Raw genomic sequence first — 16297 nt, forward strand, 5'->3', positions numbered from 1 at the left:
GGAACCTCGACATCTGATCAGTCTCGCAGGACGAGCGCTCCATATTTGTCAGACATGCCCTAGGTGCTGTGTGGGGATTCGGCGCCGTGATCATGTCCGGCTCCAACGACAGGGGCGATCTTGCACAGTAGTCGAGGCGATCGCGGCCCGGAAGCGCGCCGCCAGGCGGGGCCGGTTGAAGCGTGCGAGCTCCCATTCGTATCGCACGACCTGCAACCCGATCTCGCGGAGCAACCATTCCCGTTCGTACTGCTTCTTGATCACACGGCCCGCATCGAGCCGCCCGTCGTACTTGAACGCACCGTCCCCCTCGAAGGCGAGCCAGCGCACAGGGATCAAGTGATCGGGCCGGTACTGGCGTCGCCCGGCAGTGACCCAGGGGTTCGAAATCGGAACGGGCAACCCGTTCTCGATGAAGGTGAGCCGGCCGAGCGTTTCGAGCGGGCTCTCGGCGTACCCATCGGCGTGCTCGACGACCCAGGTGGCTGCTCGCACGCCCGGCCAGTGCGTGGCATGCTGCAACGCGTGCACCAGGCGGTCCGTGGTGGTCAGCGTCCGAAGCGCGGCGTCCGCGACCACCAGTGCGTCCTCCCGGCCGGCGGTGCGGGCGACGTCCACGACCGTGCGAGCCGCAGAGGTGACGCGGCAGCCGCTGACCAGGTCACGGTGTTGCGCGGGGAGGGCGACGGCACGAATGCGGCCGTAGGGGGAGTCGTAGCTCACGCCCGCGTCGTCGGGTATCACGATCAGCGGCCGGGCAGGTGGCGGACCGAGAACGGGCAGTCCCTGGACGGCGACCGCTGACCAGCCCGCGGCGTACGCGGCTGGCCCGCATGCGGCAACGAGGGCACGCGTGCGTAGAGCGAAGGCCGGCCATGGGGCTGTCTCGCTGTAGGTGCTCGCCTGCACGTACACGCCGGGCGCGAGCCGTCGTAGCACGCCGGTGCGGGCCAACCGGGAGAGCCGTGCCCGGCTCACTCCGTGCGCCTGCGCGTCGGCGACGGTGACGATGTGATCCCAGGCGAGGATCTGCTGGATGGCGGTCGGAATGGTGCAGCGTCGAGATCCCATGACCAACGAGAATGGAGGAAAGTGAATGTTAGAAGAAGTAGACAGACGCAAATTGTGGATAACGACGGCTTCCTCGGCTGGCTCGCCGCATCTTGTTGGGTCTGCGGAACGCCCAGCGGTCCAAATCCGGCCCTGGACGTTCCGCAGGCCCAACAAGTGGGCAGCGCGGAGCCCGGGGTGGCGCGGAGCCCGGGGGTGGCGCCGTATGGAACCTCCGAGTTGGCTGGCGGCGCCGCCCCGGCATGATGTATCTTGAGTTCAAGATAAATTGGATGAAGTGGTGCGCTACTGGGTAAGCCAACCCTGAATGGCCAGCGGCACCACGCGCTGCGCGAGGATGGCGAGAGCACTGTGACGCGGAAAGGTTGGGATTGGACGTGGCCAGCAAGGACAGTTTCGGCGCGAAAGGCACCCTGGAGGTCGGCGCGAACTCCTACGAGATCTATCGCCTGGCCGCGGCGGGTGACATCGATCGCCTTCCGTACAGTTTGAAGATCCTCCTCGAGAACCTGCTGCGCACCGAGGACGGGACCAACATCACCGCGGAGCACGTGCAGGCCGTGGTCGACTGGGACCCGAGCGCGGAACCGAGCACCGAGATCCAGTTCAGTCCGGCACGCGTGGTGATGCAGGACTTCACGGGCGTGCCATGCGTCGTCGATCTCGCCGCCATGCGGGAAGCGATGAACGTGCTGGGCGGCGACGCGAACCGGATCAACCCCCTGGCCCCGGCGGAGCTGGTCATCGACCACTCGGTGGTGGCCGACGTGTTCGGCGCTCCGGACTCCTTCCAGCGCAACGTCGATCTGGAGTACCAGCGCAACAAGGAGCGCTACCAGTTCCTGCGCTGGGGCCAGACCGCCTTCGACAATTTCAAGGTGGTTCCCCCGGGCACCGGCATCGTGCACCAGGTCAACATCGAGCACCTCGCCCGCGTGGTCATGACGCGCGACGGCATGGCCTACCCGGACACGTGCGTCGGCACCGACAGCCACACGCCGATGGTCAACGGTCTCGGCGTGGTCGGCTGGGGTGTCGGTGGTATCGAAGCCGAGGCTGCGATGCTTGGGCAGCCGGTGAGCATGCTCATCCCGCGGGTGGTGGGGTTCAAACTCTCCGGCGAGCTTCCCGAGGGCGCGACGGCCACCGATCTCGTCCTGACGATCACCGAGAAGCTGCGCAAGCACGGGGTGGTCGGCAAGTTCGTGGAGTTCTACGGACCCGGCGTGGCCCAGGTGCCCCTCGCCAACCGCGCCACCATCGGCAACATGAGCCCGGAGTACGGTTCGACCATCGCGATCTTCCCGATCGACGAGGAAACCGTCCGGTACATGCGGCTGACCGGACGCTCCGAGGACGAGGTGGCCCTCGTCGAGGCGTACGCCAAGGAGCAGGGCCTGTGGCACGATCCCGACGGAGTGCCCGACTACTCCGAGCATCTCGAGCTCGACCTCGGTACCGTCGTGCCGTCGATCGCCGGCCCGAAGCGTCCCCAGGATCGCGTGTCGCTCAGCGACGCCAAGTCCGCGTTCCGGAACGCCATTCCCGAGTACGTGCCCGCCGAGTCCACCTCCACCACATATGCGTCGAACGTGGACGAGGCATCGGACGAGTCGTTCCCCGCCAGCGATCCTCCAGCTCCGTACAACGGCAACGGCCATGGAGGCGCCCCGCGCGCGTCCGAGAACACCGGTCCGGCGCGGCCGAGCAATCCGGTGCGCGTGACGCTTGACGACGGCACCGAAACGGAGGTCGACCACGGCTCGGTCGTGATCGCGGCCATTACCAGCTGCACCAACACGTCGAACCCGTCGGTCATGGTGGGTGCCGCGCTGGTGGCGAAGAAGGCCGTCGAACGTGGCTTGACACGCAAGCCATGGGTGAAGACGACGCTCGCGCCCGGCTCGAAGGTGGTCATGGATTACTACGATCGTGCCGGCCTCACGCCGTACCTGGAGAAGCTCGGCTTCCACCTCGTCGGCTATGGCTGCACCACGTGCATCGGCAATTCCGGCCCGTTGCACGAGGCGATCTCCTCGGCGGTCAACGAGAACGACCTTGCCGTCGTGTCGGTGCTGTCCGGCAACCGTAACTTCGAGGGCCGGATCAACCCGGACGTGAAGATGAATTACCTGGCCTCACCGCCGTTGGTGGTCGCCTACGCGCTGGCGGGCACGATGGATCTCGACCTCACCACCGAGCCGCTGGGCACGGACACCGAAGGTAAGCCGGTGTACCTCAGTGACCTGTGGCCCACGATGTCCGAGATCGAGGAAGTGGTGGACTCCGCGATCGCCAGCGAGATGTTCACCCGCGATTACGCCGACGTCTTCGCCGGCGACGAGACGTGGCAGGAGCTGCCCACGCCGACGGGCAACTTGTTCGAGTGGGACCCGGACTCCACGTATGTGCGCAAGCCGCCGTACTTCGAGGGCATTCAGGCCGAACCCGCGCCGGTGACGGATATCTCGGGTGCGCGGGTGCTGGCGAAGCTGGGTGACTCGGTGACCACCGACCACATCAGCCCGGCGGGTGCCATCAAGGCCGATTCGCCTGCGGGGGAGTACTTGAAGGCGCGCGGGGTGGCGCGCCGCGACTTCAACTCGTACGGATCCCGGCGAGGCAATCACGAGGTGATGATCCGGGGCACGTTCGCCAACATCCGGCTGCGCAACCTGCTCGCGCCGGGAACGGAGGGCGGCTTCACACGCGACTTCACCAAGCCCGACGGCCCGGTAACCACGATTTACGACGCCTCGGTGGCGTACGCCGAGCAGGGCATCCCGCTCGTCGTGATCGCCGGCAAGGAGTACGGCTCGGGTTCGTCGCGGGACTGGGCTGCCAAGGGCACGGCGCTGCTCGGCGTGCGGGCGGTGATCGCGGAGTCGTTCGAACGCATCCACCGGTCCAACCTGATCGGCATGGGCGTGCTCCCGCTGCAGTTCCCGGAAGGGGAGAGCATCGAGTCGCTGGGCCTGACCGGCGAGGAGACCTTCGAGATCACCGGCGTGGAGGTGCTGAACTCCGGCGAGATCCCGTCGACGGTGCGCGTGCGGGCCGGCGACGTCGAATTCGACGCCGTGGTGCGGATCGACACCCCGGGCGAGGCGGATTATTACCGGCATGGCGGGATCATGCCGTACGTGCTGCGTAACCTGCTCTGAGCTGGCGGGCGAGCAGCGCCGGGTATCGCTCGCCGCTACTCGGGTGGTTTGTCGTCGAAGACGGAGAGTGGGGCCTCGACCTCTTCGTGGCGGGGCCCCATCACCACCAGGCCGATGAGCACGACGAGCAGCCCGACGAGGCCGATCCAGGCTCCGCGTTGAAGCTCCCCGAGTCGCCATTCGCCGTCGATCGCGCGCATCGCGGACCAGAGGATGAACGTCGCCGTGCCGATCAGCCATCCGAGTCCGAGGATGAACCGGAAGCGCAGCGCCGCGCCGAGGATGCCGAGAAGGCCGACGACGGCCAGTGGTGCGGCGACCGAGCCCCAGTAGGCGGTGACCGTGCCGGCGGGGTTGGCCTGAAACAGCTGCATCAGCGGCCAATCCCGCGGGCCTTCGTCCCGGTACCAGGCCGGGTAGGCGCTGGCCGCGACCGCGATGGCGCCTAGCAGCGCGATGAGTGCGCCGACGCCGCGTCGGGTAGGAGTGATCTTTAGCGTCACAGCCCTACCGTGGCACAACCGGGTGGCCCAAGCCATCTAGACTCGATGCGAGGCCGATCGACGTAGGAGGCGAGCCGCATTGGGCGTACTGGATCGCGTGCGAGAACCTCGAGACCTGCGCGGGTTGACTGGGGAAGAGCTGGACACGCTCGCCCAGGAAATTCGCGACGTGATCGTCACGACGGTATCCCGGACGAGCGGCCATCTCGGGCCGAATCTGGGTGTCGTCGAGCTGACGCTGGCGGTGCACCGGGTGTTCGATTCGCCCAGCGACCCGATCGTGTTCGACACGGGTCACCAGTCTTATGTTCACAAGCTGCTGACCGGTCGCATCGACCGTTTCGACACGATCCGGTCGCGAGGCGGCATGTCCGGCTATCCCAGCCGCGCCGAAAGTCCCCATGACTGGGTGGAGAATTCGCACGCTTCCACGGCACTGTCCTACGCGGACGGCATGGCCAAGGCGTTTGCCGTCCGGGGCGAGCGCCACCGCACCGCCGTCGCCGTCGTCGGAGACGGCGCGCTGACCGGCGGGATGGCCTGGGAGGCGCTGAACAACATCGCGGGCGGTCCGCAGACCGGATCGCACGCGCGCTCCCTGGTGATGGTGGTGAATGACAACGGCCGCTCGTACTCCCCGACGGTGGGCGGGCTGGCCGAGCACCTCGCGGCACTGCGCACCGACCCGCGCTACGAGCAGGCCCTCGACCTCGTGAAGCGGACGTTGAACCGGATGCCGGTGGTAGGCACCCCGACGTACGACGCGCTGCACGGGCTGAAGAAGGGGCTCAAGGACCTGCTGGCTCCGCAGGGCATGTTCGAAGACCTGGGCCTGAAGTACATCGGCCCTGTCGACGGGCACGACCGCGGTGCCGTGGAGCAGGCGTTGATCCAGGCCAAGAAGTTCGGCGGCCCGGTCATCGTGCACTGCATCACGCGCAAGGGCAACGGCTATGACGCGGCGCTGCGCGACGAGATCGATCACATGCACAGCCCGTCGGCATTCGATCCGATCACCGGCGAGCCGGTGGCGAGCCCGAAGCGGACCTTGACGCACGTGTTCAAGGAATCGCTGGTGGATGCCGGGCATGCCCGGCCGGACATTGTCGCCATCACGGCGGCGATGCTGTTCCCCACCGGCTTGGAAGCTTTCGCCCGGCACTTCCCGGAGCGCTGCTTTGACGTCGGCATTGCCGAACAGCACGCGACGACCTCGGCCGCGGGGATGGCGATGATGGGCCTGCATCCCGTGGTGGCGGTCTACGCGACGTTCCTCAACCGTGCCTTCGATCAGCTGCTGATGGACTGCGCGCTGCACGGTGCGGGTGTCACGTTCGTCCTCGATCGTGCGGGCATCACCGGTCCGGATGGGGCATCGCATCACGGCATGTGGGACATGTCGGTGCTTCAGGTGATTCCCGGCTTGCGCCTGGCGGCCCCGCGTGACGCCGCCCGGCTCACCGAGCAGCTCGGCGAGGCACTTGACGTCGACGACGCGCCGACGGTGGTCCGGTTCCCGGGCAAGGAGTCCGCCGAGGTGGAGATCGCCGCGCTGGAACGTATCGGCACCTGTGACATCCTCGCTCGCGACGGTGACGACGTCTTGCTGGTGGCCGTCGGGACGATGGCCGGCGCGGCGCTGGACGCCGCGCGCGGGCTGCAAGCGCACGGGGTCGGGGTGACGGTGGTGGACCCCCGCTGGGTGAAACCCATCGACACCGCACTCGTGGATCTCGCTCGTGGGTATCGTGCGGTGGTGACCGTCGAGGACAACTCACGTGCCGGCGGCGTCGGCGTGAGCCTGGCGCAGACGCTGCGCGACCACGACGTGACGGTTCCGGTCCATCCGTTCGGGATCCCGCATCGCTTCATCGACCAGGGCAAGCGCGGCGAGATTCTCGACGAGCTCGGGTTGAGCGGGCAGAGCCTGGCACGCGAGGTCACCGGGCTGGTGGCCGCGCTGGACTCCGAGAATTCGCAGACGGCGGCGGTGTAGCCGGTGACTACGTCCACACCCGACGAACCCGGCACCGAGGGCCCGCGCAACCGCCGCGCTCACCAGCACGAGCTGCTGCAACGCGAGGGCGCGTTTGCCTGGCGGTTGCTCGGGATCGGGTTGGTGATCGCCGGCGCTGTCTACCTGGCGCTGCAGGTGCAGCTGATCGTCATGGCCGTGGTCCTGGGCTTTGCCATGGTGGCGCTGCTGTGGCCGCTGGCGAAGTGGCTGCGCCAGCACAAGGTTCCCGGCGTCTTCGCGGCCCTGATATCCGTCTTGCTCTTCCTCGGGTTCTTCTCCGGGATCATCTTCTTCGTCGTCTACGAGGTCATCGATTCGTGGCAGGACATGGTCCGCTCGGTGACGGGCGCCGTGGAGGAGCTCATCGAATGGGTCGAACAAGGTCCGTTCGGCGTCGACACGGCGAACATCCAGGACATGCTCAACGACATCCAGCAGAACCTGGGTGACGTCCTCAGCGGTGTCGGCCAGGCCGCTGCGACGGGCCTGACCGTGGTCGGCAACTTCTTCGCCGTGCTGCTGATCGCGATCTTCTTCACGATTTTCGCGCTGACCAGCGGCGACAAGCTCTGGGATCAGTTCGTCCGGGCGATGCGCCCCACCTACCGGGCTCCGATGCACGCCGCATTCAAGGCGTCGATGAGGACCACCGGCAACTGGTTCTACGCCTCCACCGTGACCGGGCTGGTCGACGGGTTCATCATCGGCCTCGGGCTGGTGATCCTCGGCGTTCCGCTGGCCATCCCCATCGGCGCGCTGACCTTCATCATGGGCTACGTCCCGCTCGTTGGCGCCACGCTGGCCGGTGCCTTCGCGGTCCTGGTCGCGTTCTTCTCCGGCGGGCTGACGGCGGCGATCTGGGCACTGATCATCGTGCTGGTCGCGCAGCAGATCGAGGGCAACCTGCTCGCGCCCCTGCTGATGGCCCGCGCCGTGCGGTTCCACCCGTTGCTGACCCTGGTGCTGACCACCGGCGCCGGATTCGCATTCGGTCTTGTCGGCTTGTTCCTGGCCATTCCGGTCGCCGGTGCGATCACCGCGGCCGTGATCGCGTGGCGGCGCAAGATGCAGGAGCAGGAGCGGCTGCGAGAGGAGCGCGAGCGGCTCGCCGAGGAGGAAGAGAGCGCCGAAGTCATCATGCCCGGTGCCGAGGTTCCCGACGTGGACGTGCAGATCCCGGAAGAGGCGCTCAGGCCGGAAAACCGGCGGCGTTCGTGACGCGATCACCAGGAGCACCATGACCGAGCACGTACTGATCACCGGGGCGGCGGGCATGATCGGCCGGGCTGCCGTGCGGCACTTCCGGTCGTCGGGTGTGACCACCACCGGCCTGGTGCTCGACGACCCCGGCGACGTCGACGTGGACCGGCTCGTGATGGGAGACGTCCGTGACCGGCAGGTGCTGGACAAGGCCCTGGAAGACGTCGACGCCGTCGTGCACCTGGCGGCGCTCGCGACACCGGATTCGGGCATGGCAGACGAGGTGTTCGGCGTCAATACCCAGGCGACGTTCACCGTTCTCGACGCCGCCGGCGAGCGCGGCATCCGGCGGGCCACCATCGCGAGCAGCATCAACGCGCTGGGCTACCGGTATGGCCCGCACGTGGTGCACCCGGAGTACCTGCCGCTGGACGAGGCGCTGCCGACGCACGCGGCGGATGCGTACTCGCTGTCCAAGCACGTGGACGAGGCCACGGCCGCGGCCATGCACCGCCGGCACGGGATGGACGTGGTGGCGCTGCGCTTTCCGATGGTCGGAGGGTTCGGCGAGCAGGATTCCCTCGACGCGCGGCTGCCCCCGGCATTCGACCAGCTGGCCAGCGAACCCGGCACGGGTGCCAGCGACCTGTGGCTCTACCTGGAAGAACGCGATGCCGCCCGCGCGCTGGCGCTGGCCCTGACACCGGCCGAGCCCGGCGCGCACGTCGCGTTCGTGGCCGCGCCGGTGACGTCGGTACCGTACCGCACGCGCGACCTGCTCGACGCCTACTATCCGGACGTGCCGCTACGCGACGGCCTTGCTGGTCGCAGCGCACCGGTGGATCTGACCCGCGCCCGCACGCTGCTCGGGTTCGAGGCCGCGCACGTCGCGCCGATGGACGTGCGCGACCTCCCCGCCGGCATCACGACGCCGGCAAGCTGGCCACACCGGCCGGCAAGAACCGGCGACCGGTGACCTTCTCGGCCACGCCGCTGCGGTCCAGGTACGGTGTCACGCCACCGAGGTGGAACGGCCAGCCGGCCCCGAGGATCATGCACAGGTCGATGTCTTGCGGCTCCGCGACCACACCGTCGTCGAGCATCAGCCGGATCTCCTGCGCCACCGCGTCGAGCACCCGTTCGCGCACCTGCTCGGCGGTCAGCTCCTGGTCTCCCTGCTCGATCAGCGCGGCGGTGTCGTCCTCCAGATAGGGCTTGCCGTGCTCGTCCCACGACCACACGCCCGGCTTGCCGGCCTCGACCAGCCGGCGCAGGTTCGGCGAGACCGGGTAGCGCTCGGGGAAGGCCGCGTGCAAGGACTCCAGCACGTGCAGGCCGACGGCGGGTCCGACCAGCTGGAGCAGCACGAACGGTGACATCGGCAGGCCGAGCTTCAGCAGCGCATTGTCGGCCACCTGGAGCGGCGTGCCGTCGTCGACGGCGCGCAGCACCTCGGCCATCACGCGCAGCAGGATGCGGTTGACGACGAAGGCGGGAGCATCCTTGACCAGGACGGGCGACTTCTTCAGCGTCTTGGCCGTCGCGAACGCGGTGGCCAGCGCGGCGTCGTCGGTGTGCTCCGCCCGCACGATCTCCAGCAGGGGCAGCACCGCTACCGGGTTGAAGAAGTGGAACCCGACGAGCCGGCCGGGGGCCTTCAGCACCGAGGCCATCTCGCTCACCGACAGCGACGACGTGTTGGTGGCGAGGATGCACTCCTCGGACACGATCGACTCGAGTTCGGTGAAGACCTGCTGCTTGACGCCCATCTCCTCGAAGACCGCCTCGATGACGAAATCGGCGTCCGCGAACACGGAGTTGTCGGTGGAGCCGCTGACCAGGGCCTTGTACCGGTTGGCCTGGTCGGGGGAGATGCGACCCTTGCCGAGCATCGTGTCGAGCTCGCCGTGCACGTAGCCGACGCCGCGCGAGACCCGTTCGTCGTCGAGATCGGTCATGATCACGGGAACCTCGAGCCGCCGCGCGAACAGCAGGGCGAGCTGGCTCGCCATGAGGCCAGCTCCAACCACCCCGACCTTGGTGATCGGCCGCGCCAGCTCCTTGTCCGGCGCGCCGGCCGGGCGCTTGGCGCGGCGCTGGGTGAGGTCGAACGCGTAGAGCCCGGCACGCAGCTCTTCGGTCATGATGAGATCGGCCAGGGCCTCGTCCTCGGCGGCGAAGCCCTCGTCCCGGCTCGTCGTGCGCGCGGCGGAGATCAGCTCCAGGGCCGTGTAAGGGGCGGGCGCGGCGCCGTGCACCTTGCTGTCCGCGAACGCCCGGCCGCGGGCGACGGCTTGCTCCCACGCGTCCTCGTCGCGGTTGGGCTGCTGGCGCTCGACGGTGACATCTCCCCGCAGCACGCGTGCGGCCCACGTAAGCGACTGTTCGATGAAGTCCGCCGCATCCAGCGCGACGTCGGCGATTCCGAGCTCGGCGACCTGCGCACCGGCGAGCATCCGGTTCTGGTTCAACGCGTTCTCGACGATGACCTTCACGGCGGTGTCCGGCCCGGCGATGTTGGGCAGCAACCACGCGCCGCCCCAGCCGGGAACGAGCCCGAGGAACACCTCGGGCAGCGCGACGCTCGACGCGGCCTTGCTCACCGTGCGGTACGTGCAGTTCAGGGCGATCTCCAGGCCGCCGCCGAGCGCCGCTCCGTTGATCAATCCGAACGTGGGCACCGGGCCGTCGCCGAGCTTGCCGAGCACGCGGTGGCCCAGCCGGGCGACCTCCAGCGCCTGCTCCCGATCGGTGAGCATGCCCATGGCCTTGAGATCCGCGCCGGCAGCGAGCACGAAGGGCTTGCCGGTGACGGCCACCGCAACGATTCCCGGCTGGGCATACGCGGCATCGATGGCCCGTTCCAGGCTGCGCAGGCCGGCCGGGCCCAGCGTGTTCGGCTTGGTGTGATCGTGGCCGTTGTCGAGCGTGATGAGCGCCGCCGTACCAGCATCGGCCGGCAGCTCGACGAAACGCAGGTACGCGTGGGTGACGACTTCTTCGGGGTGCGAGATGTCGGACGTGGTCATCGGGCTGCATTCTCCTTCGCGACGCTGGCGTGATGCGGGTTCTCCCAGACGACGGTCCCGCCCATGCCGAGGCCGACGCACAGGGTGGTGATGCCGTAACGCACGTCCGGCCGTTCCTCGAACTGGCGGGCGAGCTGGGTCATGAGGCGCACCCCGGAGGAGGCCAGCGGGTGCCCGAGCGCGATGGCACCCCCGTACGGGTTGACCCGGGGATCGTCGTCGGCGAGGCCGAAGTGCTCGAGGTAGGCAAGGACCTGGACGGCGAACGCCTCGTTGATCTCGATGAGGCCGATGTCGTCCATGGACAGCCCGGCCTGGCGCAGCGCCCGCTCGGTGGCCGGCACCGGGCCGATCCCCATGACCTCGGGCTCGACACCGGTGAAGGCGTAGGCGACGAGCAGCATCTTGGGGGACAGGCCCAGGTCGGTGGCGGTGCCGGTGTCCGTGAGCAACGACGCCGTGGCGCCGTCGTTCAGCCCGGCGGAGTTGCCCGCGGTGATCCGCCCGTGCGCGCGAAACGGCGTGCGCAGCTCGGCGAGCGCTTCCACCGTGGTGCCCGGTCGCGGCGGCTCGTCCTTGGTGGCCAGGCCCCAGCCCTCCTCGGTGCTGCGGGTGGCGACCGGCACGAGGTCGGCCTGGATCTTGCCGTCCGCGTACGCTTTGGCCAGCTTCGCCTGGCTGGCGGCCGCGAAGGCGTCCGCGCGCTCCTTGGTCAGGTGCGGGTAGCGGTCGTGGATGTTCTCCGCCGTGTTGCCCATGACCAGCGCCGACGGGTCGACCAGCTGTTCGGAGAGGAACCGGGGATTGGGATCGATGCCCTCGCCCATGGGGTGGCGGCCCATGTGCTCGACGCCGCCGGCGATCACCGCGTCGTAGGCGCCGAAGGCGATGCCGCTGGCGGTGGTGGTGACTGCCGTCATTGCCCCGGCGCACATGCGGTCGATGGCGTAGCCCGGCACGCTGCGGGGGAGCCCGGCCAGCAGCGCCGCGCTACGGCCGATGGTGAGGCCCTGATCGCCGGTCTGGGTGGTGGCGGCGATGGCGACGTCGTCGACACGCTCGGGTGGCAGCTGCGGGTTGCGGCGCAGCAGGTCCCGGATGCAGTTGACCACGAGGTCGTCGGCACGGGTTTCGGCATACATGCTTCCGGCCTTGCCGAACGGTGTACGGACACCGTCGACGAAGGCGACGTCACGGACGTGGCGTGCGGTGTGCGGCACGGGAGACCCTCCTGGCTGGTGTCGAATGGGGCCGTTGACGACGATGCTACTCGCCAGTAACAAGTGCCACAACTGCTCACGCGTGCGCGACGTGTTTCAATGCTTCGCGCCGGGACAGGGGCGACAGCCGATCTCCGTGGATGCCGACGAACGTGCGCACCCACTCCGGATCCACCCGGGCATGCTGGCGCAGTGCCCACCCGATGCCCTTGCGGAGGAAGAAATCGGGATCGCCGGTGTTAGCCAGCACACATTCGCGCAGTAGCTCCACGTCCGTGTCCTCGCCCGAGCCCACCTGACAAATCACCGCCGTACGCCGGCGCCAGCGGTCCGGATCCCTGGCCCAGGCCCGGATGGTGGGCGCGGTCCTTTCCGGATGGGCACGCAGGACGCGGCCGACCAGCCGGATCGCGACATCGTCGACGTGATCCCACCACGCCCCGGTCACGATCATGTGATCGTAGAGGGGCAGCGAACTCAGCTCGCTGGACCACGCCTGATATGGGCGGGCCTGAGCGAGATCGCTCGCGGCATACCGTTCTTCCCGGAACTGCGCGCCGTCCCAGAGCGCCCGCACGGTGGCCTCCCAGCATTCCCGGTCGGAAAGGACGTGGTCGCGGAACACCGGGCGCAGCGCACGGACCCGGTCCGGCTTCTGGGCACCGAGGAACGGGATATCCGATTTCATGTAGGCCCGCATGGGCGCGGCCTTGGCCGGATCGGCCATCGCGCGCAAGGCGGCGCGGATCTCGGCAACGAGGCGTCCGTCTTCACCGGTCACGGCGACTACCTTAAAGGCGTGTCCGGGTAGATGATCACTCTGGGGGGAGATAGGCTGGCACCCTCCATGAGCACTTCTTATGATCTCATCGTCATCGGTGCCGGACCGGCCGGTCTGGCTGCCGCATGGCGCGCTGCCCTGCGTGGTTTCTCGGTGGCCCTGCTGGAACGGGCAGACCACGTGGGGGGCATGGCGGCCTCGGTCGACGTCGCGGGCATCCGGGTGGATCAGGGTTCGCACCGCCTCGACCGGGCAACTCCCGGCTACCTGCTCGCCGATCTGCGTGAGCTGATGGGTGATGATCTTCAGCTGCGGCAGCGGTCGAGCCGGATCCGGGTGCTGGACAACTGGCTGTCCGTACCGTTGCGGGCCGACGAGGTGACCCGCCGGCTGCCGCGCTCCTTGCTTGCGCGGATCGCGCGGGACTCGGCCACGACGTCGTTCCGGCGCGGCGGCAACGAGAGCTATGCCAGCGTGGTGCGCAGCCGGGTCGGCCCGGCGCTGTACGAGACGGTGTACGGGCCTCTCGCCGAGAAGCAGTGGGGCATCCCGGGAGACTGCATCAGTGCCGTGCAGGCATACCGGCAGGCGTCCCGGCTGAGCGCGTGGAAGGTGGCGGGGCGGGCCGTCGGCCGCATCCGCCGCAAGACCCAGGAAATCGCCGGGGGGTACTACTATCCTCGCCACGGCTTCGGCCGGCTGGTCGAGACGCTCGCCGACGCGGGCGCCGAGGCCGGCGTGGACATCAAGCTCGAAGCCGAGGTCGACCGGGTGCGCGTGTACGAGGACGAGGTGGAGGTCGCCACGCAAGACGGCGACGTCGTGCGGGGCGGGCTGGTCTTCTCCACGCTGCCGTTGCCGCTGCTGGCCCGCATCTCACGCCCGGCCCCCTCGCTGACCTCCATCGAGTCGGCCGCCCGGTTGCGCTACCGGGCCATGCTGCTCGTGTACATCGTGCACAAGGGGGGCCGCTGGAGCCCGTACGATTCCCACGACATCCCCGACCAGCGCACACCCGTCCTGCGTATTTCCGAGCCGATGAATTACCGCGACAACCCGGACGATCCCAGCGATCGCTCGGTGCTGTGCGCGGAAATCCCGTGTTCCATGACCGACGAGGTGTGGGGGCTGGACGACGAGTCGCTGGCCGACCTCGTCGACGAGACCCTCGGCATGACCGGGCTGCCCGGCGTGGAGCGCGCGCACGTGGAAACCCGCCGGCTCGGCCAGGTCTATCCGATCTACCGGCTGGGATACGAAGACGATCTCACCGAGGTGGATGCGTGGGCACGGATGATCCGCCGGATCGTCACCCTGGGCCGGCAGGGCCTGTTCGTGTTCGACAACGTCCACCAGGCACTGCTCATGGCCTACGACGCCGTCGACGCGATCCGCGAGGACGGCCGATTCGACCGCTACGCCTGGACCGTCGCGCGCGAACGCTTCGCCAAGTCCGCTGGCCACTACCACTGAACGATCATGCAGTCGCGAGCGCGTCCGCGACCGGGCCGGCAGTCAGCCTGATCTGCCACTCGCGCGCACCCCGGGCCCGGAAGGCCGCGGCCACGGCAGCCTCGGTGATCTGATCCGGCGGATCCCACGTGACCCGGCGCAGCACGTCCGGCGCCAGCAGGTTCTCCACGGGCAACGTGTGCGCCTCGGCGATTTCGGCGACGACGGCACGCACGGACGCCAACCGGGCGGCGGCTTCGGGTTCCCGCGAGGACCAGGTGCGCGCCGGGGGTGGACCGTCGTAGCGTGCGGTCTGCGAGGGAAGGTCGTCCTCGCTCAGCGCGCGGGCGCGCGTGATCGCCGCGAACCATCGGGTCGCCTCGCGGCGTTGTGCCCGCCCACGGAAGACCGATATGGCGGTCAGCTCCTCGAGGCTTGCCGGCTGCGCGATGGCGGCCTCGACGATCGCGGTGTCGGGCAGGACGCGCCCGGGCGACAGGTTACGCTTGCGAGCGAGAGCGTCGCGGGCGTACCAGAGCTCGCGGACCATCGCGAGGCCACGGCGGTCACGCACCCGGTGCACCCCGGAGGTGCGCCGCCAGGGGTCGCTGCGCGGAGGCGGGGGAGGAGCCGCCACGATCGCCGCGAACTCCTCGTGGGCCCACTCCAGCTTGCCGGCGTCGCGCAGGTCACGCTCCAGCGCGTCGCGCAACTCCAACAGGAGTTCGACGTCGAGGGCCGCATAGCGCAACCAGTCCGGCGGCAGCGGCCGGGTGGACCAGTCGACGGCGGAATGTCCCTTTTCCAGGTGGAACCCGAGCACGCTTTCGACGAGCGGGGCCAGGCCGACGCGGGGCAACCCCAGCAGCCGAGCGGCCAGCTCGGTGTCGAACAGCGTGGCCGGGCGCATGCCGATATCCGCCAGGCACGGCAGATCCTGATGTGCCGCGTGCAAGACCCATTCGGCGTCGCCAACCACGGTGCCCAGGGTCGAGAGATCCGGCACGCCCAGGGGGTCGAACAGGAAGGTCCCGGCTTTCGCCCGGCGTAGCTGTACGAGATAGGCGCGCTGTCCGTAGCGATAGCCCGACGCTCGCTCGGCATCGATGGCCACGGGACCGTGACCGCCGGCGACGGATGTGACTGCGGAACGCAGCGCGCGCTCGTCGGCAACGACATCGGGTAACCCGTCACGCGGCTCGGTCAGCGGGACGGCTGGTTCAGAGGTCACCTGCGTTGCTGCCGTGGTTTGCGGTTGGGGATGGCGACGACGCCGCTGGGCAGGGGCACCAGCCCGGCGGCCGTGCTCAAGGCGTCCGCCCAGGCGAGCGCGTGCGTTTCGAGGTCGGGCTCAAGCGGGGTCCACGAGGCACGGATCTCGACGTCGGCGGTGGCAGGTTGGCTGGCCATGCCGCCGAAACCTTCGGACGCGGCACGCGTGACGGTGCCGCTGGCGGCCGTATACGGCGCGGAACGGCCGTCGAGCGCGTCAGTCAGCCAGCTCCACGCCACCGGGAGGAGCATGGGGTCCGCGCCGATGTCTGGTTCGAGGCTGGCCTGGATGTACGTCACCAGACGGAACTCCCCGTGCCAGGTCTCGTGACCACCGGGCTCGTGCAGCAATACGAGCCGGCCCGTCGCCGCCGCGGTGGCATCGTCCTCGGGATGGGTGTCGGGGAACACGTCGGCGCTGAGGGCGAACGTGTACGTCGCCAGCCGCTTGGGAGGCGACAGCTCGTCGACATGGACCTCGGGCCGGAATTGGGCAGAACACAATGTCTCGACCGCCCGCACGAAGGCGGCCGGAGCCTCCGGCTGGAGGTGCTCGCTGCTCCTCGCCACATCTCGCAGGTTAAGTCG

Annotated in this window: 12 protein-coding genes; 5 read left to right on the plus strand and 7 right to left on the minus strand. The window is 68.8% G+C overall.

Going from position 1 to position 16297, the window contains the following annotated elements:
* Nucleotides 1-90: 90 nt before the first annotated feature.
* Entirely contained in the window at nt 91-1071 is a 981-nt protein-coding gene (locus DPM12_RS04755) for a type IV toxin-antitoxin system AbiEi family antitoxin domain-containing protein (RefSeq protein ID WP_112257164.1), read from the minus strand.
* A gap of 371 nt (nt 1072-1442) precedes the next feature.
* On the opposite strand from DPM12_RS04755, the gene DPM12_RS04760 reads away from it, so the two are divergent.
* Nucleotides 1443-4235: an aconitate hydratase gene (locus DPM12_RS04760; RefSeq protein WP_112257165.1), complete on the plus strand. Its 2793-nt coding sequence runs from the start codon at nt 1443-1445 to the stop codon at nt 4233-4235.
* Nucleotides 4236-4270: 35 nt separating this feature from the next.
* On the opposite strand, the gene DPM12_RS04765 is transcribed toward DPM12_RS04760, so the two are convergent.
* The gene (locus DPM12_RS04765) at nt 4271-4738 is read right to left on the minus strand and encodes a hypothetical protein (RefSeq protein WP_112257166.1); all 468 of its coding nucleotides are present in this window, start codon (nt 4736-4738) and stop codon (nt 4271-4273) included.
* A gap of 79 nt (nt 4739-4817) precedes the next feature.
* On the opposite strand from DPM12_RS04765, the gene dxs reads away from it, so the two are divergent.
* The 3 genes from dxs to DPM12_RS04780 are packed head-to-tail and all read left to right on the plus strand — an operon-like array spanning nt 4818 to nt 8931.
* Entirely contained in the window at nt 4818-6734 is a 1917-nt protein-coding gene (dxs, locus tag DPM12_RS04770) for a 1-deoxy-D-xylulose-5-phosphate synthase (protein ID WP_112257167.1), read from the plus strand.
* A 3-nt stretch (nt 6735-6737) separates the two neighbouring features.
* Nucleotides 6738-7973: an AI-2E family transporter gene (locus tag DPM12_RS04775; RefSeq protein WP_112257168.1), complete on the plus strand. Its 1236-nt coding sequence runs from the start codon at nt 6738-6740 to the stop codon at nt 7971-7973.
* Between the two features lie 19 nt (nt 7974-7992).
* A complete protein-coding gene (locus DPM12_RS04780; RefSeq protein ID WP_112257169.1) occupies nt 7993-8931 on the plus strand; it encodes an NAD-dependent epimerase/dehydratase family protein in 939 nt (312 codons plus the stop codon).
* Here DPM12_RS04780 and DPM12_RS04785 read toward each other — a convergent pair.
* The 3 genes from DPM12_RS04785 to DPM12_RS04795 all read right to left on the minus strand — a co-directional run bounded on the left by DPM12_RS04785 (nt 8879) and on the right by DPM12_RS04795 (nt 12985).
* Nucleotides 8879-10984, minus strand: a complete 2106-nt coding sequence (locus tag DPM12_RS04785; protein ID WP_112257170.1) for a 3-hydroxyacyl-CoA dehydrogenase NAD-binding domain-containing protein — start codon at nt 10982-10984, stop codon at nt 8879-8881. The two genes, DPM12_RS04780 and DPM12_RS04785, sit on opposite strands and share 53 nt — an antisense overlap.
* A complete protein-coding gene (locus DPM12_RS04790; RefSeq protein ID WP_112257171.1) occupies nt 10981-12204 on the minus strand; it encodes a thiolase family protein in 1224 nt (407 codons plus the stop codon). Before DPM12_RS04790 ends, DPM12_RS04785 begins: the two co-directional genes overlap by 4 nt.
* 76 nt (nt 12205-12280) lie before the next feature.
* Complete coding sequence (locus DPM12_RS04795) at nt 12281-12985, minus strand: DNA alkylation repair protein (RefSeq protein WP_211658440.1); 705 nt, start codon at nt 12983-12985, stop codon at nt 12281-12283.
* A gap of 66 nt (nt 12986-13051) precedes the next feature.
* Between DPM12_RS04795 and DPM12_RS04800 the strand changes: the two genes are divergently transcribed.
* A complete protein-coding gene (locus DPM12_RS04800) occupies nt 13052-14458 on the plus strand; it encodes a protoporphyrinogen/coproporphyrinogen oxidase (RefSeq protein ID WP_112257172.1) in 1407 nt (468 codons plus the stop codon).
* A 4-nt stretch (nt 14459-14462) separates the two neighbouring features.
* Here DPM12_RS04800 and DPM12_RS04805 read toward each other — a convergent pair whose 3' ends face one another.
* Nucleotides 14463-15668, minus strand: coding sequence for an HRDC domain-containing protein (locus DPM12_RS04805; RefSeq protein ID WP_112257173.1), 1206 nt, complete (start codon nt 15666-15668; stop codon nt 14463-14465).
* On the minus strand, nt 15665-16279 hold the full coding sequence (locus DPM12_RS04810) for a DUF3000 domain-containing protein (protein ID WP_211658441.1): 615 nt from the start codon (nt 16277-16279) through the stop codon (nt 15665-15667). Before DPM12_RS04810 ends, DPM12_RS04805 begins: the two co-directional genes overlap by 4 nt.
* Nucleotides 16280-16297: the final 18 nt, after the last annotated feature.

The sequence above is a fragment of the Phytoactinopolyspora halophila genome (genome assembly GCF_003287285.1).
Taxonomy (GTDB): domain Bacteria; phylum Actinomycetota; class Actinomycetes; order Jiangellales; family Jiangellaceae; genus Phytoactinopolyspora_A; species Phytoactinopolyspora_A halophila.

Bases quoted from the DNA above. Each gene is read 5' to 3' on its own strand.
- DPM12_RS04780 (WP_112257169.1), top strand. From the start codon at position 7,993: ATGACCGAGCACGTACTGATCACCGGGGCGGCGGGCATGATCGGCCGG.
- DPM12_RS04800 (WP_112257172.1), top strand. From the start codon at position 13,052: ATGAGCACTTCTTATGATCTCATCGTCATCGGTGCCGGACCGGCCGGT.
- DPM12_RS04785 (WP_112257170.1), bottom strand. From the start codon at position 10,984: ATGACCACGTCCGACATCTCGCACCCCGAAGAAGTCGTCACCCACGCG.
- DPM12_RS04755 (WP_112257164.1), bottom strand. From the start codon at position 1,071: ATGGGATCTCGACGCTGCACCATTCCGACCGCCATCCAGCAGATCCTC.